Origin of the sequence: Pseudomonas sp. BNK-7 (genome assembly GCF_048072025.1) — a bacterium.
GTDB lineage: Bacteria > Pseudomonadota > Gammaproteobacteria > Pseudomonadales > Pseudomonadaceae > Aquipseudomonas > Aquipseudomonas danubii.
In genome coordinates this window covers 6,670,285-6,692,948 of the sequence record NZ_CP182252.1, presented here as the reverse complement: position 1 = coordinate 6,692,948, position 22,664 = coordinate 6,670,285, and the positions used below count along the sequence as shown (strand labels likewise).

Here is a 22,664-nt window from a genome sequence, read left to right as displayed (position 1 = left end):
CGAGTGTCTCTGATCGCTTCTGACCACTTCCGCATCGTTGTCGGCCTCGGCAAGAGCGGCATGTCCCTGGTTCGCTTCCTGGCGAACCGGGGCGTGGCTTTTGCGGTGGCCGATACGCGGGAGAATCCACCTGAGCTGGCCACGTTGCGTCGTGACTACCCGCAGGTGGAGGTGCGTTGTGGCGAGCTGGACGTCGAATTCCTGTGCCGTGCCGACGAGCTCTATGTGAGCCCCGGCCTGGCCCTAGCGACCCCGGCCCTGCAGGCCGCTGCTGCCCGTGGCGTGAAATTGTCCGGTGACATCGAGCTGTTCGCGCGTAACGCGAAGGCGCCGATTGTCGCCATCAGCGGTTCCAACGCGAAAAGCACCGTGACCACCCTGGTGGGCGAGATGGCCGCTGCGGCGGGCAAGCGGGTCGCCGTGGGCGGCAACCTGGGCACTCCGGCCCTGGATCTGCTCAGCGACGATGTCGAGCTGTACGTGATGGAACTGTCCAGCTTCCAGCTGGAAACCACCGACCAGCTGGGCGCTGAAGTGGCCACTGTGCTCAACATCAGCGAAGACCACATGGACCGTTACAGCGGTCTGCCGGCCTATCACCTGGCCAAGCACCGGATCTTCCGGGGCGCGCGGCAAGTGGTGGTCAATCGCCAGGATGCGCTGTCCCGGCCGTTGTTGAGCGAGAACCTGCCGTGCTGGACCTTTGGCCTGGGCAAGCCCGATTTCAAGGGCTTTGGCCTGCGGGAAGAGAACGGCGAGAAGTACCTGGCCTTCGAGTTCCAGAACCTGATGCCGGTGCGCGAACTGAAGATCCGCGGTGCCCATAACCAGTCCAACGCCCTGGCGGCATTGGCCCTGGGGCATGCAGTCGGCTTGCCGTTCGACGCGATGCTCTCGGCCCTGCGCACCTTCGCCGGCCTCGAGCACCGTTGCCAATGGGTTCGCGACGTGGATGGCGTGGGCTATTACAACGATTCCAAAGCCACCAACGTCGGCGCCGCACTGGCTGCCATCGAAGGCCTGGGTGCGGACATCGCTGGCAAGATCGTGCTGATCGCCGGTGGCGACGGCAAGGGCGCCGAGTTCAAGGATCTGCGGGACCCGGTGGCGGCCAACTGCCGCGCGGTGATCTTGATGGGCCGTGACTCCGACAAGATCGGTGAGGCCATCGGCGATGCCGTGCCGCTGATTCGTGCCGATTCGCTGGCCGACGCTGTGGCTCAATGCCGCGCAGCCGCGCAGCCTGGCGACGTGGTGTTGCTATCTCCCGCCTGTGCCAGTTTCGACATGTTCAAGAATTACGAAGACCGTGGTCACCAGTTCGTCCGTGTCGTGGAGGAGCTGGCATGAACCTGAGAAACATCATCAAGCCTTATCCGTCCCCGCTGATCACCGGGCGCGGCATCGACCTTGATTTCCCGATGCTCGCCGGCTGTCTGACCCTGCTGGGCCTGGGGCTGGTGATGATTGCCTCGGCCTCCACCGAAGTGGCGGCGGCGCAGTCGGGCAGTGCCCTGTACTACATGATTCGCCACCTGATCTACATCGTGCTGGGGCTGGGTGCCTGCATTGTCACCATGATGATTCCCATCGCCACCTGGCAGCGCCTGGGCTGGATGATGTTGATTGGTGCCTTCGGCTTGCTGGTGATGGTGATCATTCCGGGGATTGGCCGTGAAGTGAACGGTTCGATGCGCTGGATCGGTTTCAGCTTCTTTAACGTTCAGCCCTCCGAGATTGCCAAGGTGTTCGTGGTGATTTACCTCGCCGGCTACCTGGTGCGGCGGCAGAAGGAAGTGCGTGAAAGCTGGATGGGCTTCTTCAAGCCGTTCATCGTTCTGCTGCCAATGGCGGGCCTGCTACTGATGGAGCCGGACTTCGGTGCCACCGTGGTGATGATGGGCGCCGCGGCGGCGATGCTGTTCCTCGGCGGTGTCGGGCTGTTCCGGTTTTCCCTGATGGTGCTCCTGGCGGTGGCGGCGGTGGTCTTGCTGATTCAGATGCAGCCCTATCGAATGGCCCGTCTGACCAACTTTGCCGACCCCTGGGCGGACCAGTTCGGTGCCGGTTACCAGCTGTCCCAGGCCTTGATCGCCTTCGGTCGTGGCGAGTGGCTGGGCGTGGGCCTGGGCAACAGTGTGCAGAAACAGTTCTATCTGCCGGAGGCTCACACCGACTTCGTGTTCTCGGTGCTGGCCGAAGAGCTGGGTGCCGTGGGCTCCTTGTGCACAGTGGCGCTGTTCGTATTCGTCTGTATACGCGGCATGTACATCGGCCTGTGGGCCGAGAAAGCCAAGCAGTATTTTGCCGCTTATGTGGCTTATGGCTTGTCGTTCCTGTGGATTGGTCAGTTCTTGATCAATATCGGGGTGAACGTCGGTCTGCTGCCAACCAAGGGGCTGACCCTGCCGTTCCTCAGTTATGGCGGTAGTTCGTTGGTGATCTGCTGCGCCTGCCTCGGATTGTTGCTGCGTATCGAATGGGAGAGCAGGACCCACCTGGGCAGTGAAGAGATGGAGTTCAGTGAGAGTGACTTTGCCGAGGAGCCGATCCATGGGCGCTAACGTGCTGATCATGGCGGGCGGCACCGGTGGCCACGTGTTCCCGGCGCTGGCTTGTGCCCGCGAGTTCCAGGCCCGTGGCTACAGCGTGCACTGGCTGGGTACTCCCCGCGGGATCGAGAACGAATTGGTACCGGCGGCTGGCCTGCCGCTGCATTTGATCAACGTCACCGGGCTGCGGGGCAAGGGCAAGCTGTCCCTGCTCAAGGCGCCGTTCGTCCTGATCAAGGCGGTACTCCAGGCCCGGCGGATCATTCGGCAACTCAAGCCGGTGTGTGTGCTCGGTTTTGGTGGTTATGTGACCGGCCCTGGTGGTGTTGCCGCCAAGTTGTCGGGGGTGCCGGTGATCGTTCACGAGCAGAATGCTGTGGCCGGTACCGCCAATCGGCTGCTGGTGCCGTTGGCCGCCCGAGTCTGCGAAGCTTTCCCGGACACCTTCGGAGCCTCCGACAGCCGCCGCACCACGGGCAATCCGGTGCGCACCGAACTGTTCCTCGACACACCGCGCGAGGCCCTGGCCGGACGCAAGGCGCGTTTACTGATCCTGGGCGGAAGCCTGGGGGCAGAGCCGTTGAACAAGTTATTGCCGGAAGCCCTGGCACAGGTCGCCCCCGAGCTGCGTCCGGAGGTGTTCCATCAGGCTGGTAAAAACCACGATGAAGTCACTGCAGAGCGCTATCGCGCCGCCGGCGTCGAGGCGCAGGTGCAGCCCTTTATCAAAGACATGGCTCAAGCCTATGGCTGGGCCGACCTGGTGGTCTGTCGCGCAGGCGCGTTGACTGTCAGCGAACTGGCTGCTGCCGGTCTGCCTTCGATGCTGGTGCCTTTGCCCCATGCGATCGACGATCACCAGACCCGCAATGCCGAATATTTGGCTCGTGAAGGTGCTGCCTTCCTGATGCCGCAAAGAACGACTGGTGCAGCGGACCTTGCCGCTCGCCTGACAGAGGTTTTGATGCAACCAGAACGACTCGACAACATGGCCCAGGCTGCGCGCCGCCTGGCCAAACCCGATGCCACCCGCGATGTGGTGAATATCTGCCTGGAGGTGGCCCATGGTTGAGAATCAAAAAGCCATGCCGCAACCGGAAATGCGCCGTATCCGTCGTATCCATTTCGTTGGTATTGGCGGCGTGGGCATGTGCGGGATTGCCGAGGTGCTGCTGAACCTGGGTTACCAGGTCTCCGGTTCCGATCTCAAGGCGTCGCCGGTCACCGAGCGCCTGGAGTCGTTCGGTGCACAGATTTTTATCGGCCACCGCGCCGAGAACGCTGCGAACGCCGATGTACTGGTGGTTTCCAGCGCCGTGAACACCTCCAACCCGGAAGTCGCCACTGCACTGGAACGGCGCATTCCGGTGGTGCCGCGGGCGGAAATGCTCGCCGAGCTGATGCGCTACCGTCACGGTGTTGCCGTGGCTGGTACGCACGGCAAGACCACCACTACCAGCCTGCTGGCTTCGGTGTTCGCCGCGGGCGGTCTGGACCCGACCTTTGTCATCGGTGGTCGGCTCAATGCAGCGGGCACCAATGCCCAGCTGGGCACCAGCCGTTACCTGATTGCCGAAGCCGACGAAAGCGACGCCAGCTTCCTGCATCTGCAGCCGCTGGTGGCCGTGGTCACCAACATCGACGCCGACCATATGGCGACCTACGACGGTGACTTCAATAAACTGAAGAAAACCTTCGTCGACTTCCTGCATAACCTGCCGTTCTACGGGCTGGCGGTGATGTGCCTGGACGATCCGGTGGTGCGCGATATCCTGCCGCAGGTCAAGCGTCCGACCGTGACCTACGGCTTCAGCGAAGAAGCCGACGTGCGTGCCATCAATGTACGCCAGCAAGGCATGCAGACCTTCTTCACCGTGCTGCGTCGTGACCGCGAGCCGCTGGACGTGTCGGTGAACATGCCGGGCAACCACAACGTGCTGAACTCCCTGGCGACCATCTGCATCGCCACCGACGAAGGCATCAGCGACGAAGCCATTGTCCAGGGGCTGTCGGGCTTCCAGGGTGTGGGCCGGCGCTTCCAGGTCTACGGCGAACTGCCGGTGGAAGGCGGCAACGTCATGCTGGTGGACGACTACGGGCACCACCCGACCGAGGTCGCGGCAGTGATCAAGGCCGTGCGTGGCGGTTGGCCGGAGCGCCGCCTGGTGATGGTCTACCAGCCGCACCGTTTCAGCCGTACCCGCGATCTGTACGACGACTTCGTGCAGGTGCTGGCCGATGCCAACGTGCTGCTGTTGATGGAGGTCTACCCGGCCGGTGAAGAGCCGATTCCGGGCGCTGACAGCCGCCAGTTGTGCCACAGCATTCGGCAGCGGGGCCAGTTGGACCCGATCTACATCGAGCGAGGCGTCGACCTGGCACCGCTGGTCAAGCCACTGCTGCGTGCCGGTGACATCCTGTTGTGCCAAGGCGCCGGTGATATCGGTGGCCTGGCGCCAAAACTGCTCAACAGCCCGCTGTTCGCCGGTGCTGTGGCCGCTGGCAAGGGGGCGAAATGACGGCTGCCTACGCCAACCTGTTCTCCACCGTAAAGCCGAGCGATTTCGGTCGCGTTGCCGTGCTCTACGGCGGCAAGAGCGCCGAGCGCGAAGTGTCGCTGAAGTCCGGCAAGGCCGTGCTTGAAGCCTTGCAGAGTGGCGGTGTGAACGCCTTCGGCATTGATGTCGGTGACGACCTGCTGCAGCGCCTCTTGAGCGAGAAGATCGATCGCGCCTTCATCATTCTCCACGGCCGTGGCGGTGAAGACGGCAGCATGCAAGGCCTGCTGGAGTGCCTGGGGATTCCCTACACCGGTAGCGGCATCCTCGCTTCGGCCTTGGCCATGGACAAGCTGCGCACCAAGCAGGTCTGGCACAGCCTGGGTATTCCGACGCCGCGTCACGCGGTCCTGAGTTCGGAAGCCGACTGTATTTCCGCGGTGGCGGAACTGGGCCTGCCTTTGATCGTCAAACCGGCTCATGAAGGCTCCAGTATCGGTATGGCCAAGGTGACTTCCGCGCCCGAATTGATCGAGGCATGGAAGGCGGCCAGTACCTACGATTCGCAAGTGTTGGTCGAGCAATGGATCCAGGGTCCGGAGTTCACCATCGCAACCCTGCGTGGTCAGGTGCTGCCACCGATCGCGTTGGGCACTCCCCACACGTTTTACGACTACGACGCCAAGTACCTGGCTTCCGATACCCAGTACCGGATTCCATGCGGCCTCGATAGCGCCAAGGAACAGGAACTCATGGATCTCACGGCGAAAGCCTGTGAGGCGCTCGGTATCGCCGGTTGGGCGCGTGCCGATGTGATGCAGGATGCCCAGGGGCAGTTCTGGTTCCTGGAAGTGAACACCGCTCCCGGGATGACCGACCACAGCCTGGTGCCGATGGCCGCTCGTGCGGCCGGTCTGGATTTCCAGCAGTTGGTCCTGGCCATCCTGGCAGCCAGTCTTGAGGCGAGAGGTTAAGTCCATGCAAGGCGCGTCGCTTCGTCATCAGCAACCTGCACCCGGCCGCAAGCCGGTGCCGCGGGGTGCCAGCCGTATGGTGGCCAAAGAGCCGATGTCGGTGCGCCTGCCGAAAGCCAACTTTGGTTTTCTGAAAAGCCTGTTCTGGCCGGTGCTGCTGGTGGCGTTGGGCTTTGGCACCTATGAAGGTGCCCAGCGCTTGCTGCCATACGCCGACCGTCCGATCACCAAGATCGCGGTGCAGGGGGACTTGAGCTACATCAGCCAGCAGGCGGTGCAGCAGCGGATCGCGCCATATGTCGCGGCGAGCTTCTTCACCATCGACCTGGCGAGCATGCGCACCGAGCTGGAAAAGATGCCCTGGATCGCCCACGCCGAAGTTCGTCGGGTGTGGCCGGACCAAGTGGTGATTCGCCTGGAAGAACAACTGCCAGTGGCCCGCTGGGGCGACGAGGCACTGTTGAACAACCAGGGCCAGGCCTTCACTCCGCGTGAACTGGCGAACTATGAACACTTGCCGCAGTTGTTCGGGCCGCAGCGGGCCCAGCAGCAAGTGATGCAGCAGTATCAGGTGTTGAGCCAGATGCTGCGGCCGCTGGGCTTTTCGATAGCCCGTCTGGAGCTGCGTGAGCGCGGCAGCTGGTTCCTGACCACCGGTGCCGGCAGTGCCGGTCCCGGTATCGAGTTGCTCCTGGGTCGCGATCATCTGGTGGAGAAGATGCGCCGCTTCATTGCCATTTATGAAAAAACGCTGAAAGAACAGATCACGAACATCGCGCGCATCGATCTGCGCTACGCCAACGGCCTGGCCGTGGGCTGGCGCGATCCGGCGGCACCCACGACGGCGCAACCTGCCGTCGCGAAGAATTAAGAAGAGGCAGGACCATGGCAAATGTGCAAAGCGGCAAAATGATCGTCGGCCTGGATATCGGCACCTCCAAGGTGGTGGCGCTGGTGGGCGAAGTCGCGGCCGATGGCTCGCTGGAAATCGTCGGCATCGGCACCCATCCTTCCCGCGGCCTGAAGAAGGGCGTGGTGGTGAACATCGAGTCCACCGTGCAGTCGATCCAGCGCGCGGTGGAAGAGGCGCAACTGATGGCGGGTTGCCGTATTCACTCGGCCTTCGTCGGTGTGGCGGGCAATCACATCCGCAGCCTGAACTCCCACGGCATCGTGGCGATCCGCGACCGTGAAGTCAGCTCGGCGGACCTGGAGCGGGTATTGGATGCGGCCCAGGCCGTGGCAATCCCGGCTGACCAGCGGGTCCTGCACACCCTGCCACAGGATTACGTGATCGATAACCAGGAAGGCGTGCGTGAGCCTTTGGGCATGTCGGGCGTGCGTCTGGAAGCCAAGGTGCACGTAGTGACCTGTGCGGTGAATGCCGCTCAGAACATCGAGAAGTGCGTGCGTCGCTGCGGCCTGGAAATCGACGACATCATCCTCGAGCAACTGGCCTCGGCCTATTCGGTACTCACCGACGACGAGAAAGAGCTGGGCGTGTGCCTGGTGGACATCGGCGGCGGCACCACCGACATGGCGATCTTCACCGAAGGCGCGATCCGTCACACCGCGGTGATCCCGATTGCCGGCGATCAGGTGACCAACGACATCGCCATGGCCCTGCGCACGCCGACCCAGTACGCCGAGGAGATCAAGATCCGTTACGCCTGCGCCCTGGCCAAGCTGGCCGGTGCCGGCGAAACCATCAAGGTGCCGAGCGTTGGCGATCGTCCGCCGCGCGAGCTGTCGCGTCAGGCCCTGGCCGAAGTGGTCGAGCCGCGTTACGACGAACTGTTCACCCTGATCCAGGCCGAGCTGCGTCGCAGCGGCTATGAAGACCTGATCCCGGCCGGCATTGTCCTCACCGGTGGTACGTCGAAGATGGAAGGCGCGGTGGAACTGGCCGAGGAGATTTTCCACATGCCGGTTCGTCTGGGCGTGCCCCACAGTGTCAAGGGCCTGTCCGACGTGGTGCGCAACCCGATCTATTCCACCGGCGTCGGCCTGCTGCTGTACGGACTGCAGAAACAGTCCGATGGCATCTCGTTCTCCGGCATCGGCAGCCGCGACAGCTACAGCAGCGACGAGCCCAAGGCCGCGTTGCTGGACCGCATCAAGAGCTGGGTCCAGGGCAACTTCTAAAGATTTACCGCAACACCGTTTCAAAGCAGTAGGCAGTAGGCGAAAAACTAGAGAAATGAAAGGAGAGGGAAAATGTTCGAACTCGTAGACAACATCCCGCAGAGTCCGGTAATCAAGGTTATCGGTGTTGGCGGTGGCGGCGGCAACGCGGTCAATCACATGGTCAAGAGCAACATCGAAGGCGTCGAGTTCATCTGCGCCAACACTGATGCTCAAGCGCTGAAAAACATCGGCGCGCGGACCATCCTGCAACTGGGTACCGGCGTGACCAAGGGCCTGGGTGCTGGCGCCAATCCGGAAGTCGGCCGTCAAGCCGCTCTGGAAGACCGCGAGCGTATCGCCGAAGTACTGGCGGGCACCAACATGGTGTTCATCACCACCGGCATGGGCGGCGGTACCGGTACCGGTGCGGCGCCGATCATCGCTGAAGTGGCCAAGGAAATGGGCATCCTCACCGTTGCGGTGGTGACCCGTCCGTTCCCGTTCGAAGGCCGCAAGCGCATGCAGATCGCCGATGAGGGCATCCGCGCGCTGAGCGAAAGCGTCGACTCGTTGATCACCATCCCCAACGAGAAGCTGCTGACCATCCTCGGCAAGGACGCCAGCCTGCTGTCGGCTTTCGCCAAGGCTGACGACGTGCTGGCCGGTGCCGTTCGCGGTATCTCCGACATCATCAAGCGTCCGGGCATGATCAACGTCGACTTTGCCGACGTACGTACCGTGATGAGCGAAATGGGCATGGCGATGATGGGCACTGGCTGCGCCAGCGGTCCGAACCGTGCGCGTGAGGCCACTGAAGCGGCGATCCGCAACCCGCTGCTGGAAGACGTGAACCTGGAGGGTGCACGCGGCATCCTGGTGAACATCACCGCAGGTCCCGACCTGTCCCTGGGTGAGTACTCCGACGTGGGTAGCATCATCGAAGCCTTTGCTTCCGAACACGCCATGGTCAAGGTCGGTACTGTTATCGATCCGGACATGCGTGACGAGCTGCATGTAACCGTAGTGGCCACCGGTCTGGGCGCGAAAATCGAGAAACCTGTAAAGGTCATCGACAACACCGTTCAGACTTCCATGTCCGCGCAGTCGCAAGCGCCAGCCCCTGCTCGTCAGGAACTGCCGTCGGTGAACTACCGTGACCTGGACCGTCCGACCGTCATGCGCAATCAGGCGCAGTCGAACGCGGCGACCGCGGCGAAGCTGAATCCGCAAGATGATCTGGATTACCTGGACATCCCGGCATTCCTGCGTCGTCAGGCCGATTGATGGAATGTATCAGGGGTATTAGGGTGATTGGTGTTCAGCAAAGGCATGGTCTGCTATTATCGCCAGCCTTTGTTGATACCAGTTCGCAATTTGCGCTGAAGCGGCCCAAGCCATGATTAAACAACGCACCCTGAAGAATATTATCCGTGCCACAGGTGTAGGCCTGCATTCCGGGGAGAAGGTTTACCTGACCCTCAAGCCTGCGCCTGTCGACACCGGCATTGTGTTTTGTCGTGCCGACCTGGACCCTGTGGTGCAGATTCCTGCTCGCGCGGAAAATGTTGGCGAAACCACGATGTCGACCACGTTGGTCAACGGTGACGTCAAAGTGGACACGGTGGAGCACTTGCTCTCGGCCATGGCTGGCCTGGGCATCGATAACGCCTACGTCGAGCTCTCCGCGTCCGAAGTCCCGATCATGGATGGTAGCGCCGGACCCTTCGTATTCCTGATTCAATCTGCTGGCCTCGAAGAACAGGACGCAGCTAAAAAGTTCATCCGCATCCTTCGTGAAGTGACCGTGGAAGACGGCGACAAGCGCGCCACTTTCGTGCCTTTCGATGGTTTTAAAGTGAGCTTCGAGATCGATTTCGATCACCCGGTTTTCCGTGACCGCACCCAGAGTGCAAGCGTGGACTTCTCCAGCACTTCGTTTGTAAAAGAAGTCAGCCGCGCCCGTACCTTTGGTTTCATGAGTGATATCGAGTACCTGCGCAAGCACAACCTCGCACTCGGCGGCAGCGTGGAAAACGCCATTGTGGTCGATTCGGATGGCGTACTGAACGAAGACGGTCTTCGCTACGAAGACGAATTCGTCAAGCACAAGATCCTGGATGCAATTGGTGACCTCTACCTGCTAGGCAATAGCCTGATAGGCGAGTTCAAGGGCTTCAAATCGGGCCACGCACTGAACAACCAGCTACTGCGCAAGTTGATTGAGCAGAAAGATGCCTGGGAAGTCGTGACCTTCGAAGATGCCAGCACTGCACCGATCTCTTACATGCGTCCGGTCGCGGCCGTGTAATTACTCTCTCTTTCCTTTTGTTTTTGAAGGCCATCCCCCCGGATGGCCTTTTTTTATGCCCGAAGGTTCAGCTGCTGCGCCGTGACATGTTGGAAACCACTCGGTTGCGGCCGCTGTACTTGGCTTGATACAGGGCCTTGTCGGCGTCACTCACCCATTGCTCGAGGCTGATATCGGGATTGCCCGACCAGGTGTTGATGCCGATGCTCACCGTCAAGGGGGTGGCCTGCTCGCTGACAGTCGGCAAGGCGGCGATGCTGGCGCGGATTCGCTCGGCGAGTACGGCGGCACCGGCGCTGTCGGTCTCCGGCAGTACTACCGCGAACTCTTCGCCTCCGTAGCGCGCCGCCAGATCTGCCGGGCGTCCCGCGCAAGTGCCAATGTTCTGCGCCACTGCACGCAATGCCTGGTCCCCCAGTGGATGGCCAAAGCGGTCGTTGAACGACTTGAAGTGGTCGACATCGATCATCAGCAGCGACAGGGGCTGGTTGGCGCGCCGGGCCCGGGCCCACTCATTGTTCATGACCTGATCCAGGGTACGACGGTTGGCCAGGCCGGTGAGGGCATCGACAGCTGCCAGGCGCGCCAGCTCCTGCTCGGCATCCTGCCGACGCCGCAGTTCACGACACAGTTGCCAGGTCAGCCAGAACAGGGCGATGCACAGCGCCCCAGTGGCACCGCTGATCAGCAGTGCCGTGCGTTGCCAGGCAGCGAAGACTTCGTCGATGGACAGCGCCACAACCACGATCAGCGGCAGGTCGCCCACCTGGGAAAAGGTGTACAGCCGGTGCATCCGATCCACGCTGGACACGCTGCTGAAGCTGCCATTGCCTTCGCCCAGGATGCGCACGAAGTTGGGGCGGTTACTGAAACTCTTGCCAATCAGGTCGTCCGCCAGGGGCGGTTGTTGGGCCAGCAGAACCCCGTCGCGGCTGATCAGGTTGATCGAGCCGTTGCGCCCGATATCCAGATTCTTGAACAGCTCATTGAAGTAGCTCAGGCGCATGGCCGCTTCGGCGACACCGATGAACTCGCCATTCTCGTTGCTGAGCCGACGACTGAAGCTGATCCGCCAGTCATGCTCGGCGGTGCGGGCACGGAACGGGGGGCTGATCATCATCCCTGGATCTGGATTGTCGATATGGGCGAGGAAGTACTCGCGGTCGGCGTAGTTGCCCGTGCGCGGCACGACCGAAGCCGAGTCGGCAAGTACCTCGCCGTGCTTGTCCAGCAACAGAATATCGCCCTTGTAGGGCGCTGCGGTGGCCCGATCGAACAGCGCCAGGTGGCGGATGGGCGCCGATACGTCCTTCAGGTCGTCGCGTTGCGCCGCACTGATCAGCCCCTTGAGGGACAGGTCGTAGAGTTCGACGTTGCGCAACACATCCGCTTCGATCAGCTGCACGATGTTGTTCGCGGCACGGGTGGCAGCCTGTTCGGCAGCAGCGTGTTCACGGATCAACAGGTAGGTGACGATACTGAGAATGGCCACGACGATCAGCGAGCTGGCCAGGACCAACAGACGTTCCGGATTTGACGCGATTTTCCCTGTGCGGGGTGTCGCACGACTCACGCTCATGATTTTGATTTCTGCTACGTCGACATAGTTAAGTCTAGTGTGGACGTGGGCTACAGAAATCGGTCACGCCTTCGCGCCTGTATAAATCCCGAATAAAAAAAAGGCCAGCAAAACATGCTGGCCTTTTGCTCATATCGGCTTAGAACACGTTGATCGGATAGTCGACGATCACCCGGTACTCATCGGTGTCGTTGTCCAGTGCGCCGTAGCCGTTGCCGCCACGGTTGGTGGCCCATTGCAAGCGCACGGCCAGGTCCTTGGCGGTGCCGCCTTGCACCACGTACTTGAGGTCGAGGTCGCGCTCCCAGTGCTTGGCGTGCTTGCCGTCGGCGCTGTACCAGTTGGCATAGCCGCGGCTGGCCGGATCGACCTGGGTCAGGTCCAGCTCGCCCCGGGAGTAAGACAGTGCCGAGCTCAGGCCCGGCAGGCCGACGCCGGCGAAATCGTAGGCGTACTTGAGCTTCCAGGAGCGCTCGTTGGGACCGTTGAAGTCCGAGTACTGCTGGGAGTTGTCCAGGTAGATGCTGTCACCCTGGGCGATGTAGTCGAACGGCGTGTTGCCGTTGACTCGCTGGTAGGCCGCAGTGACGCTGTGGCTGCCTACGCCCACGGTGAAGTGCAGGCTGTAGGTGTTGTTGTCGATGTTGCCCAGCAGCGCCTGGCCGGTGTCCTGGGTGTGATAGAAGTGCAGGCCCGGATTGAGGCTGACCAGATCGTTGAGCGCGTAGGTGTAGTCCAGGTCGTAGTAGTACTGGTTCCAGATGTCCTTGAGTTCAGAGGCGTAGAGGCTGCTGGTCAGCCCCGGAATGCCACTCCAGGCGACCCCGGCCCAATCCAGGTGCAGGCTTTCGTCACCTTTTTGCAAGGTGCCGTAGGAGGTGCCGATGCGCTTGTGGCCACTCTGGTTGTAAGGCTTGGTGAAACTGGCTTGGCCGCCTTCGATCAACCAGCCGTCGAAGCTGTGGTTGGTCAGGCTGACGCCGCGAAAGGTCTGCGGCAGCATGCGGCTCATGCCCCCGGCGATCACCGGGTTGTTGAGAAACAGATCGCCGGCCTTGAGCTCGGTGTCGAAGGCTCGCATCTTCAAGGTGGCGCCAGCGGTGGAGAACGCTGTGGGCGCTTTTCCGTTGCCATCGCTGATGGGCAGGATGCTCGAACTGTCGGTGCCGCCACCGCCATCGAGCTTGAGGCCGAGCATGGCATTGGCATCCAGGCCGAAACCCACGGTGCCCTGGGTGTAGCCGGACTCGAAGACCCCCAGGAACCCCTGGCCCCATTCGATGTTGTCATCGGCTTGCTGATGCCGGTTGCGATTCATGTAGTAGTTGCGGGCGTTGAGCTTGAGGCTCGAGCCGGCGACGAAGCCCTGTTTGTCGCGCTCTTCGGCAGCTTGGCCCAAGGCGGGAATAGTTGCAGCGATTGCAATGAATAGTGGGCTGATTCTCAGCGTGGTCCTGAACAACGTGTAGCTCCTTTGGTGAATGAACATGATTTTTTATTGTGAATTCGGTTGTTTCTTGTTCTGTGCATGACGAATGTGCAGAGGGTTTCTCTACAGCAAAAAAAAGCCGCTGAAGTCAGCGGCTTTAAGACAACTTACTCCAGGGTTGAAAGCAGAGAAGTTGTCGAGGGAAACGAGTGGCTATCGCCGATCAACTGTCTTTGTGAGCGTCGGTCTTGCTGTGCTCAGCGGTGATCTTCTGGGCTTGCTGACTGTGTTGCTGCTGGGCGGCCTGGGCAATCTGTGCTTGTTCGAATGCGGCGGCGCGTGCGGCATTTCTCGCCACGAATCCTTGGGATTCTTCGGCCATGGCCATTGGCACCACGAACAGGGAAGACAAAACAAAGACGCTGGCCAAACCCATACTGTTGGACATTTCTGAAGACCTTCTTGCAGAGCAAGTTCAATTCGGTGCGACAAAAATATAACCATGGGGCTGCTGGAAAAAGAGCCGAACAAGATAAGGACTGTTACCAAAAACACAACAGTAGAGACTGGCCAGCAGGCGCCGGGTTGCCAGCGAAAGTGCCCCATAGTCCGCGCCGGATATGTTGAGGCGTGCGTCGGCCAGTCGGCGTCTGCAGAATCCGAGAATCCCGAGTCACAGAGGCAGATAAAGGCCGAAGGTGTTGATCCCCCGATCGCTGCGCACAAAGACGTCGCCGCCATGCATCAGGGCGATGGCCTTGACGATGGCCAGCCCCAGGCCGTGGTTGGCGCCGCTGTTGCTGCGCGAGGCATCGACCCGGTAGAAACGCTCGAACAAACGCGGCAAGTGTTCGCTGGCGATGTTTTGCCCCGGGTTGCTGACGGCGATCGCCACCTGCTGCGCCTGCACGTCAATCCGCACCCGGATCACTTCCCCTGCCGCCGTGTGCTGCACGGCATTGCTCAGCAGGTTGATCAGGGCCCGGCGCAGGTGGGCAATCTCGATCCGTACCTGGGCATCGCCCTGGACCTCGACCCTGACCTGGGCGTCTTCGAGGATGAAGTCCAGGTAGTCCAGGGTGGCAGCCACTTCCGTCGCCAGGGAGGTGCTGGTGAGCTTGGTGGCCTTGTTGCCCTGGTCGGCACTGGCCAGGAACAGCATGTCGTTGACGATGGAGCGCAGCCGTTCCAGTTCTTCAAGATTGGATTGCAGTACTTCGAAGTAATGCTCCGCCGAGCGGCCCCGGGTCAGGGCCACCTGGGTCTGGCCGATCAGGTTGGTCAGGGGCGAGCGCAGTTCATGGGCGACGTCGGCGTTGAACGACTCCAGGCGCGAATAGGCCTGTTCGACCCGTTCCAGCGTGGAGTTGAAGGAGCTGACGAACTGGCTCAGCTCCGGCGGCAGGGGCGAGAGCTGCAGGCGCCCGGAGAGCCGCGGCGGTGCCAGGCGCTGGGCCTCCTGGGACAGCTTGATCAGCGGCTTGAGGCCGATCCGCGCCACCCAGTAACCCAGGGCCGAGGCCAGCAGTACACCGACGATGGCCAGGCCGATCAGGGCTATCAGCAACTGCTGCTGGGTCTGGTGGAAAGTATCGGTGTCGATGGCAATCAGGAAGCGCAGGGCCGGGCGCTGTTCCTTGGCCGGCAGTTGGCTGACCAGTACCTTCAGTGGATAGGGATGAGCGCTCAGGATCAGGTCGCGCATGCCCAGCGGACCTTGGGCGAATGCTCGGATCTGTGGGTCCGGGTTGCCGTACTCATAAGCGGGATCGCCGCTCACTGCCCAGAAACGGATGCGCTTGTCCTCCTCGCTGAGCAGCTTGAGCTTGGCGTTGATCTTGGCCCAGTGTTCAGGCGTGCCATAACGGTTCAAGGCCGACTCCAGCACGCTGTAACGCGCGTCCAGCTCGGCTTCCGGCAGCAGGCCCAGGCCTTTGTCCACCTGTTGATAAAGGGCGCCACCAATCAGCAGGAAGATCAGCAGTGCCACCAGGGTGAACAGCCCGCTCAGGCGCAGGGCAATGGAGTTACTCGGCACTGCGGCTCTCCAGCACATAACCCATGCCGCGGATGGTGTGCAGCAGCTTGTGTTCGAAAGGGCCGTCGAGTTTGGCCCGCAGGCGCTTGATTGCCACTTCGACGACATTGGCGTCGCTGTCGAAGTTAATGTCCCAGACCATCTCGGCAATCGAGGTCTTGGACAGGATTTCGCCCTGGCGCCGGGCCAGCACGCTGAGCAGGGAAAACTCCTTGGCGGTCAGGTCCAGGCGCGTGCCGGCGCGGCTGGCCTTGCGGCTGATGAGATCGATCCACAGGTCGGCGATGCTGATCTGCACCGGTTCGTGACCACCACTGCGGCGGGTCAGGGCCTGCAGGCGGGCCACCAGTTCAAGGAAGGAAAAGGGCTTGCCCAGGTAGTCGTCGGCGCCATCGCGCAGGCCGCGAATCCGGTCCTCCACGCGCTCCCGGGCGGTGAGCATGATCACCGGGGTCTGCTTGCGCGCGCGCAGGGCCCGCAGCACGCCAAAGCCGTCCAGGCCGGGGAGCATCACATCCAGCACGATCACGGCGTAGTCGCTTTCCAGCGCCAGGTGCAGCCCCTCGACGCCATCCCGGGCCAGGTCGACGGTATAGCCCTGTTCGGTCAGTCCGCGATGCAGGTAGTCCGCAGTTTTTTCTTCGTCTTCGATAATCAGAACGCGCATGACCCGCCTCAGGTGTTGGTGGCCGGCGAAAAGGGCCGGCTGGGGCCGGTGGAACAGCCGCTCGAGCCACAAGTATATGACCGGCGTGGTGAACAGCGTCAGGGCCTGGCTCACCAGCAAACCGCCGACCACGGCGATGCCCAGGGGCTGGCGCAGTTCGGCTCCGGTGCCATAGCCGAGCATCAGCGGCAGGGCGCCGAGCAAGGCGGCGAGGGTGGTCATGATGATCGGCCGGAAGCGGGTGATACAGGCCTGGTAGATCGCTTCTTCAGGAGCCAGGCCACGGTTGCGCTGGGCCTCCAGGGCGAAGTCGATCATCAGGATGCCGTTTTTCTTGACGATGCCGATCAGCAGCACCAGGCCGATCAACGCCATGATGGAAAAGTCCTGGCCGCAGAGCCAGAGCATCAACAAGGCGCCGAGGCCCGCTGAAGGCAGGGTGGAAATGATGGTCAGCGGATGCACGAAGCTTTCGTACAGCACCCCGAGAATGATGTACACGGCCACCAGCGCGGCGAGGATCAGGTACGGCTGGCTGGCCAAGGAGTTTTGGAAGGCCTGGGCCGCGCCCTGGAAGTTGCCGCTGATGGCCGCCGGCATGCCGATCTCGCTCTTGGCCTGGTCAAGCAGGATCACCGCATCCCCCAGGGCCACGCCGGGGGCCAGGTTGAACGACAGATTGGCCGCCGGAAACATGCCGTCGTGGGCGATCGACAGCGGCCCGATGCTGGGCGCGTCGAAGCGGGCCAGGGCCGACAGCGGGACCATCTCCCCGGTCAGCGGCGAGCGCAGGTAGAAGTAGTTCAGGCTTTCGGCCTTGCCCCTTTGCTGAGTGTCGAGTTCGAGGATCACGTTGTACTGGTTGATCTCGGTCTGGAACTCGTTGATCTGACGCTGGCCGAAGGCGTCGTACAGCGCTTCGTCGACATCGCTGGCGGTGAGGCCGAAGCGCGCGGCGGCGGTGCGATCGATGTTGATGTGGGTGATGCTGCCGCCCAGTTGCAGGTCGTTGGAAACATCGCGGAACGCCGGGTTGCCGCGCAGTTTTTCAGTCAGGCGTTGGGTCCAGGTACTCAGGGTCGGGCCGTCGTTGCTTTTGAGCACATATTGATACTGGGCGCGGCTGGGGCCGGAACTGAGGTTGATGTCCTGGCCGGCCCGCAGGTAGAGAACGATGCCGGGCACCTGCATCAGTTGTGGGCGGATGCGGTCGATAAAGGCGCTGGCGGAGACATCCCGGTCGCCACGTTTTTTCAGCGAGATCCAGAAGCGGCCATTGGCGATGGTCTGGTTGCTGCCGGAGACGCCCACCGAATGGGAGAAGGCTTGCACCGCCGGGTCGGCAGCGACGATTTCTGCCAGGGCCTGATGTTTTTTCACCATGTCCGGGTAGGAGATGTCCGCCGCCGCCTCGGTAGTACCCAGCACGAAGCCGGTGTCCTGCACCGGGAAGAAGCCCTTGGGAATCAGAATGTAACCGGCGATGGCCATGCTCAAGGTCAGGCCGAAAATCCCCAGCATCAGTTGCTGATGGGCCAGGGCCTTGCGCAGGCCGCGTTCGTAGAAGGCCAGCAGGCGCTCGCCGAAACCCGGCTGGGCATGGGCCGGGTGCACCGGGGCACGCATGAACAGGGCAGCCAGGGTCGGGGCCAGGGTCAGCGAGACCACCACCGAAATCATGATGGTGGAGGTGGCGGTCAGGGCGAACTCCTTGAACAGCCGGCCCACCACGCCGCCCATGAACAGCAGGGGAATGAACGCCGCCACCAGGGAAAAGCTGATGGAGACCACGGTAAAGCCGATCTCTGCGGCGCCCTTGATCGCCGCCTCGCGCATGCCGTCGCCGGCCTCCAGGTGACGGTGGATGTTCTCCACCACCACGATGGCATCGTCCACCACAAAGCCCACGGCGATGACGATGGCCACCAGGGTCAGGTTGTTCAGGCTGAAGCCCATCACATACATGAGGGCGAAACTGGCGGTCAGCGATACCCCCAGCACTGCGGAGACGATCAGGGTCGCCGACCACTGGCGCAGGAACAGCGCCATCACCGCCACCACCAGCAGCACGGCGATCAGCAGCGTGATCTCTACTTCATGCAGCGAGGCGCGGATGGTCTGGGTGCGATCCACCAGCACCTTGACCTGCACCGACGCCGGCAGCATGGCCTCAAGGCCCGGCAGCGCAGCCTGGATGCGGTCCACGGTGTCGACGATATTGGCCCCCGGTTGGCGCGAGATCACCAGGTTGACCCCCGGCTGGTCGCCGGACCAGGCCTGGACGTAGGCGTTCTCCGAGCCGTTGACCACTCGCGCCACGTCCTGCAGGTGCACCGGTGCGCCGTCCTTGTAGGAAACGATCAACTGGCCGTATTCCTCGGGATGGAACAGCTGGTCGTTGGTGGACAGGGTGGAGATGCTCGACTCGCCATACAGCGCGCCCTTGGCCAGGTTGAGGCTGGTTTGCTGGATCGCCAGGCGAATGTCGGCCAGGGTCAGGCCGATGGCCGCCAGCTTGTCTGCTGAAGCCTGGACCCGGATCGCCGGGCGCTGCTGGCCGGTGATGTTGATCTGGCCAACACCGTCGATCTGGCTGATCTGCCGGGCCAGCAGGGTTTCCGCGTAGTCGCTGAGCTCGGTGCCGGGCATCTGCGTCGAGCTGATGCTGAGGATCAGCACCGGGCTGTCGGCGGGGTTGACCTTCCTCCAGGTGGGCAGGGTGGGCATGTCTTTGGGCAGTTTGCCGGCGGCGGTGTTGATGGCCGCCTGTACTTCCTGAGCGGCGGTGTCGATGCTCTTGTTCAAGGTGAATTGCAGGGTCAGCAGGGAGGAGCCCAGGGCGCTGCTGGAGGTCATCTGGGTCACGCCGGGGATGGCGCTGAACTGCACCTCAAGCGGCGTGGCTACCGAGGAGGCCATGGTGTCCGGGCTGGCCCCGGGCAGGGCGGCGGAAACCTGGATGGTGGGAAACTCGGCCTCCGGCAGCGGCGCCACCGGCAGGCGCGCAAAGGCGATCAGCCCCAGCAGCACCAGCGCGAACGTCAGCAACACGGTGGCGACCGGATGGTCGATGCACCAGGCGGATACCGAGCCACGGCCCTTCATGGCTTGGGCTCCGAGGCCTGCACCAGGGGCGGCGGGTCGCTCAGTACCTGGACCCTGGAGCCGGGTTTGAGCCGCGACTGGCCGTCACTGACCAGCACGTCCCCGGCCTGGACGCCGGAGATGATGTTCAGGCCACTGTCCTGATACAGCACCTGCACCGGCACGCTTTCCACGTGCTGGTCTTTGACCCTGAACACGAAGTGCTGATCCAGGCCGCGTTGGACCACGTTAGGCGGCACGGTGAGCGCGGCCTGGTCCAGCGCCGTCTGGATTTTCACCGTCACCAATTGTCCGGGCCAGAGCTTTTGCTGAGCGTTGTCGAACTCGGCCTTGACGCGAATGGTGCCGGTACCGGCATTGATCTGGTTGTCGATCAACGTCAGGTGTCCGGTGCCCAGCAGGGCATCGGGGCTGTTGCTGTCGGCGCCCAGGTAGGCCTGGACCGCCGCCGGCTCCGGGGCGCGGATCAACTGCTGCAAGGTCGGCAGCATTTGCTGGGGCAGGGAAAACTCCACGGCGATGGGGTCGATCTGGGTCACCGAAAACAGTCCCTGGGTGTCGGTCACGCGTAGGAAGTTGCCTTCATCCACGGTACGAATACCCACCCGGCCAGTGACGGGAGAGCGGATCTGGGTGTAGGAGAGTTGTACCTGGGTGGCGTCGATGGCGGCCTGGTTGCCCTGGGCCGTGGCATTGAGCTGATTGACCAGGGCCACTTGCTGGTCGTACGTCTGCTTCGAGACGCCGTCATCCACCGACAGCAGCTTGTAGCGCTTGAGATTGATCTGCGCCACCTGCAGTTGGGCCTGATTCTGTGCCAGCTGGGCCCGGGCCTGATCCAGGTTGGCGCGGATCGAGCGGTCATCGAGAGTGGCCAGCAGGTCGCCAGCTTTCACCCATTGCCCTTCCTTGACCCGCAATCGGGTGAGGATGCCGTCCACCTGGGGACGGATGGTCACACTGTGCAGCGACTGCACCGAGCCTATGCCGCTGGTGTAGCGCGCTACGTCCTGCTGGACCACCTGCACCACCCGCACCGGTATCGCCGAGGGCCCGGTCAGCCTGGGGCTTGTGGGTTTGTTGAGAAACCAGATCGCAGCGGCGGCGATGGCCAGGAGAAGCGTTGCGGTCACGACGGTTTTCTTGGCAATGGGCATGGGGGGAGGGCGCCGGGCAGTGATGTCGGAAGGATGGCCATGATCTGTGCACAGTTATAGTCCGCTAACCCGGTCAGCAGGGTGACGGCCAGCTGTCAGCCCTGTCAGAAAAGTACCTGCCAGCCCTTGCGACGCAGGTCAAAGATCGCAGGCACACAGGTATACTGCCGATCCCTGTGGCCCGTCCCTCGGCCCGGCTATTCTTTCTCTCCTGGAGCTTCCATGACTTCCCCTGCACAACCCGCTGCGGATGACGCCCTGAGCGTTGATCCTGCGGCCGAGCCGGCCACCCCTGAAACCGAGGGCAAGGCTGAGATACCGGCGTTCAAGTTTCCCTTCAAACCGTCCGAATTCGCCGCGGCCAAAAACGTTCAGCAGCCCTGGTACAAGAACGGCGCCAGCAATGGCCACACCAAGACCCCCGGCGCAGCGCCTCCCGGTACCCGGCGCTCCATGGGCAAACGTTGATATCGCCGACAATCGAAGACATTGCCTCTATTTGCGCTTTTTAATCGCAATGATGGCTAATTGCTTTAAACCTGAGCTGGATCAGTATTTGTGGCATCAGTGCGCTTAGAGTCAGCAGCCCTGCCGACTCCTCCTAACAATTACGAGCGCGCTTCCCATGAAGATCAACCTTCCGGTTACTGGGCGAAACGTGGACTTTGCCCCTGATGCGAACATCCTCTCGACCACCGATCTGACCAGCGCGATCACCTACGCCAATCCTGACTTCATCGAGATCAGCGGCTACAGCCGCGAGGAGTTGCTGGGCTCGCCGCATAACCTGCTGCGTCACCCGGACATGCCCTCCGCGGCCTTCGGCCATATGTGGCGCACCCTCAAGAGCGGCCGCTCGTGGATGGGCATGGTCAAGAACCGCTGCAAGAACGGCGACCACTACTGGGTCAGCGCCTACGTCACGCCGGTGACCCGCGACGGTCAGGCGGTGGAGTACCAATCGGTGCGCACCAAGCCCAGCGCGCAACAGATTGACGCCGCGGAGCGGGCTTATGCCCGGCTCAGGGAGGGCGGGCGTTCAGGCTGGAGCCTGCTGCCGGTGGTGAGCTTGCGCTTGCGCCTGTGGGTCGCCATCAGCGCCGGTTTTATCGGCAGTTTCGGGGTTTCAGCCTGGCTGCTGCCCGAGTCCTGGATGCTCCAGGGCACGGTGATGGCCATGGGCTGGTGCCTGAGTCTGGTGGCGGTCGGTATGCAAATGCGCCCGCTGGATCGCCTCGCCGAGCGTGCCCGGCAGATCGGCGACAACCCACTGAGCCAGGGCATCTACACCGGTCGTTCCGACGAGTTCGGGCGTATCGAGTTCGCCTTGCAGATGCTCGAGGCCCAAGTGGGGGCGGTGGTGGGGCGGATCGGCGATGCGTCCCAGCGCCTGGCCGGGCATGCCGCAGAGCTGGTGGAACACCTGCACAGCAGCCACAACAGCACCCTGGAGCAGCAGGCGGAAACCGATCAGGTGGCGGCCGCCATTCACCAGATGGCCGCCAGCGTGGCCGAGGTCGCCACCCATGCCCAGCAGGCATCGGTGGCGGCGGATCAGGCGGAAAGCGAAACCCGTGAAGGTCATCAACTGGTGGGCGAAAGCCGCAGCGCGGTGCTGCGCCTGGCCAGCGAGCTGGAGCGGGCCACCGAAGTCATTCATCAGCTGGAGGGCCACAGCACGGATATTTCCGGGGTGCTGGAGGTGATCCGCAGCATCGCCGAGCAAACCAACCTGCTGGCCCTGAACGCTGCCATCGAGGCGGCGCGGGCCGGTGAGCAGGGACGCGGCTTTGCCGTGGTGGCCGATGAGGTCCGTGGGCTGGCCCAGCGGACCCAGGATTCCACCAACGAAATCCAGCGCATGATCAGCACCCTGCAAAATGCGGCACGCCATGCCGTGGAGGCCATGCAGCACAGCAGTGCGCATGTGGAAAGCAGCGTCGACCAGGCCCAGCGCGCCGCGGTGGCCCTGGACGGCATCAGCCAGCGGGTCAATCAGATCACCGAAATGAGCCTGCAGATTGCCGCGGCGGTGGAGGAGCAGAGCGCGGTGAGCGAGGACATCAACCGCAACATCATGGGTATTCGCAATGCCTGTGAAGTGACGGTCAGTGCCGGCCAGCTCAGTCATGTCAATTCAGGCGACGTGGCCGGGCTGGCGGGGGATTTGCGGCAACTGGCCCAGGAGTTCTGGCATAAGCGCGGATAGGCCGGTTCGCCGGCCAGCCTG

General features: G+C 62.5%; 17 protein-coding genes and 2 pseudogenes. 12 read left to right on the top strand and 7 right to left on the bottom strand.

The window, feature by feature from the left end; all coding sequences use genetic code 11:
* Window positions 1–3 precede the first annotated feature (3 nt).
* The 9 genes from murD to lpxC all read left to right on the top strand — a co-directional run bounded on the left by murD (window position 4) and on the right by lpxC (window position 10,459).
* Window positions 4–1,350, top strand: coding sequence for a UDP-N-acetylmuramoyl-L-alanine--D-glutamate ligase (gene murD / locus ACMGF8_RS30210; RefSeq protein WP_305948558.1), 1,347 nt, complete (start codon window positions 4–6; stop codon window positions 1,348–1,350).
* Entirely contained in the window at window positions 1,347–2,564 is a 1,218-nt protein-coding gene (gene ftsW, locus ACMGF8_RS30205; RefSeq protein WP_102860323.1) for a putative lipid II flippase FtsW, read from the top strand. Before murD ends, ftsW begins: the two co-directional genes overlap by 4 nt.
* Window positions 2,554–3,624, top strand: a complete 1,071-nt coding sequence (gene murG, locus ACMGF8_RS30200) for an undecaprenyldiphospho-muramoylpentapeptide beta-N-acetylglucosaminyltransferase (protein ID WP_250329613.1) — start codon at window positions 2,554–2,556, stop codon at window positions 3,622–3,624. The genes ftsW and murG overlap by 11 nt, the downstream gene beginning before the upstream one ends.
* Window positions 3,617–5,071 (top strand): UDP-N-acetylmuramate--L-alanine ligase, encoded by a 1,455-nt coding sequence (gene murC / locus ACMGF8_RS30195; RefSeq protein ID WP_102860325.1) that lies wholly within the window; start codon window positions 3,617–3,619, stop codon window positions 5,069–5,071. The genes murG and murC overlap by 8 nt, the downstream gene beginning before the upstream one ends.
* A complete protein-coding gene (locus tag ACMGF8_RS30190; protein ID WP_102860326.1) occupies window positions 5,068–6,024 on the top strand; it encodes a D-alanine--D-alanine ligase in 957 nt (318 codons plus the stop codon). Before murC ends, ACMGF8_RS30190 begins: the two co-directional genes overlap by 4 nt.
* A 4-nt stretch (window positions 6,025–6,028) precedes the next feature.
* Entirely contained in the window at window positions 6,029–6,895 is an 867-nt protein-coding gene (locus ACMGF8_RS30185) for a cell division protein FtsQ/DivIB (protein WP_102860327.1), read from the top strand.
* 14 nt (window positions 6,896–6,909) lie between these two features.
* Complete coding sequence (gene ftsA, locus ACMGF8_RS30180) at window positions 6,910–8,169, top strand: cell division protein FtsA (protein ID WP_011063306.1); 1,260 nt, start codon at window positions 6,910–6,912, stop codon at window positions 8,167–8,169.
* A 72-nt stretch (window positions 8,170–8,241) separates the two neighbouring features.
* Window positions 8,242–9,435 carry a cell division protein FtsZ gene (ftsZ, locus tag ACMGF8_RS30175; protein WP_011063305.1) on the top strand — a complete coding sequence of 398 codons (1,194 nt, stop codon included), beginning with the start codon at window positions 8,242–8,244 and terminating at the stop codon, window positions 9,433–9,435.
* Between the two features lie 112 nt (window positions 9,436–9,547).
* Window positions 9,548–10,459, top strand: coding sequence for a UDP-3-O-acyl-N-acetylglucosamine deacetylase (lpxC, locus tag ACMGF8_RS30170; protein ID WP_011063304.1), 912 nt, complete (start codon window positions 9,548–9,550; stop codon window positions 10,457–10,459).
* Window positions 10,460–10,526: 67 nt separating this feature from the next.
* On the opposite strand, the gene ACMGF8_RS30165 is transcribed toward lpxC, so the two are convergent.
* The 7 genes and pseudogenes from ACMGF8_RS30165 to ACMGF8_RS30135 form a co-directional block, all read right to left on the bottom strand.
* Window positions 10,527–12,038, bottom strand: a complete 1,512-nt coding sequence (locus tag ACMGF8_RS30165; protein ID WP_207166522.1) for a sensor domain-containing diguanylate cyclase — start codon at window positions 12,036–12,038, stop codon at window positions 10,527–10,529.
* 139 nt (window positions 12,039–12,177) lie between these two features.
* Window positions 12,178–13,527, bottom strand: coding sequence for an OprD family porin (locus ACMGF8_RS30160; protein ID WP_102860329.1), 1,350 nt, complete (start codon window positions 13,525–13,527; stop codon window positions 12,178–12,180).
* A gap of 163 nt (window positions 13,528–13,690) precedes the next feature.
* Window positions 13,691–13,915, bottom strand: coding sequence for a hypothetical protein (locus ACMGF8_RS30155; RefSeq protein ID WP_102860330.1), 225 nt, complete (start codon window positions 13,913–13,915; stop codon window positions 13,691–13,693).
* A gap of 225 nt (window positions 13,916–14,140) precedes the next feature.
* Window positions 14,141–15,505 carry a heavy metal sensor histidine kinase gene (locus ACMGF8_RS30150; protein ID WP_102860331.1) on the bottom strand — a complete coding sequence of 455 codons (1,365 nt, stop codon included), beginning with the start codon at window positions 15,503–15,505 and terminating at the stop codon, window positions 14,141–14,143.
* Window positions 15,495–16,172 (bottom strand): heavy metal response regulator transcription factor, encoded by a 678-nt coding sequence (locus ACMGF8_RS30145; RefSeq protein WP_102860332.1) that lies wholly within the window; start codon window positions 16,170–16,172, stop codon window positions 15,495–15,497. Before ACMGF8_RS30145 ends, ACMGF8_RS30150 begins: the two co-directional genes overlap by 11 nt.
* 8 nt (window positions 16,173–16,180) lie before the next feature.
* Window positions 16,181–19,277, bottom strand: a pseudogene (locus ACMGF8_RS30140) (multidrug efflux RND transporter permease subunit).
* Window positions 19,274–20,434, bottom strand: a complete 1,161-nt coding sequence (locus ACMGF8_RS30135) for an efflux RND transporter periplasmic adaptor subunit (protein ID WP_102860334.1) — start codon at window positions 20,432–20,434, stop codon at window positions 19,274–19,276. Before ACMGF8_RS30135 ends, ACMGF8_RS30140 begins: the two are co-directional and overlap by 4 nt.
* A 222-nt stretch (window positions 20,435–20,656) precedes the next feature.
* Here ACMGF8_RS30135 and ACMGF8_RS30130 point away from each other — a divergent pair, with 222 nt between their 5' ends.
* The 3 genes and pseudogenes from ACMGF8_RS30130 to ACMGF8_RS30120 all read left to right on the top strand — a co-directional run bounded on the left by ACMGF8_RS30130 (window position 20,657) and on the right by ACMGF8_RS30120 (window position 22,643).
* The gene (locus tag ACMGF8_RS30130; RefSeq protein ID WP_102860335.1) at window positions 20,657–20,902 is read left to right on the top strand and encodes a hypothetical protein; all 246 of its coding nucleotides are present in this window, start codon (window positions 20,657–20,659) and stop codon (window positions 20,900–20,902) included.
* A 157-nt stretch (window positions 20,903–21,059) separates the two neighbouring features.
* A pseudogene (locus ACMGF8_RS30125) lies at window positions 21,060–21,341 on the top strand (PAS domain-containing protein); the annotation flags it as partial.
* 246 nt (window positions 21,342–21,587) lie between these two features.
* On the top strand, window positions 21,588–22,643 hold the full coding sequence (locus ACMGF8_RS30120; RefSeq protein WP_374704509.1) for a methyl-accepting chemotaxis protein: 1,056 nt from the start codon (window positions 21,588–21,590) through the stop codon (window positions 22,641–22,643).
* Window positions 22,644–22,664 lie beyond the last annotated feature (21 nt).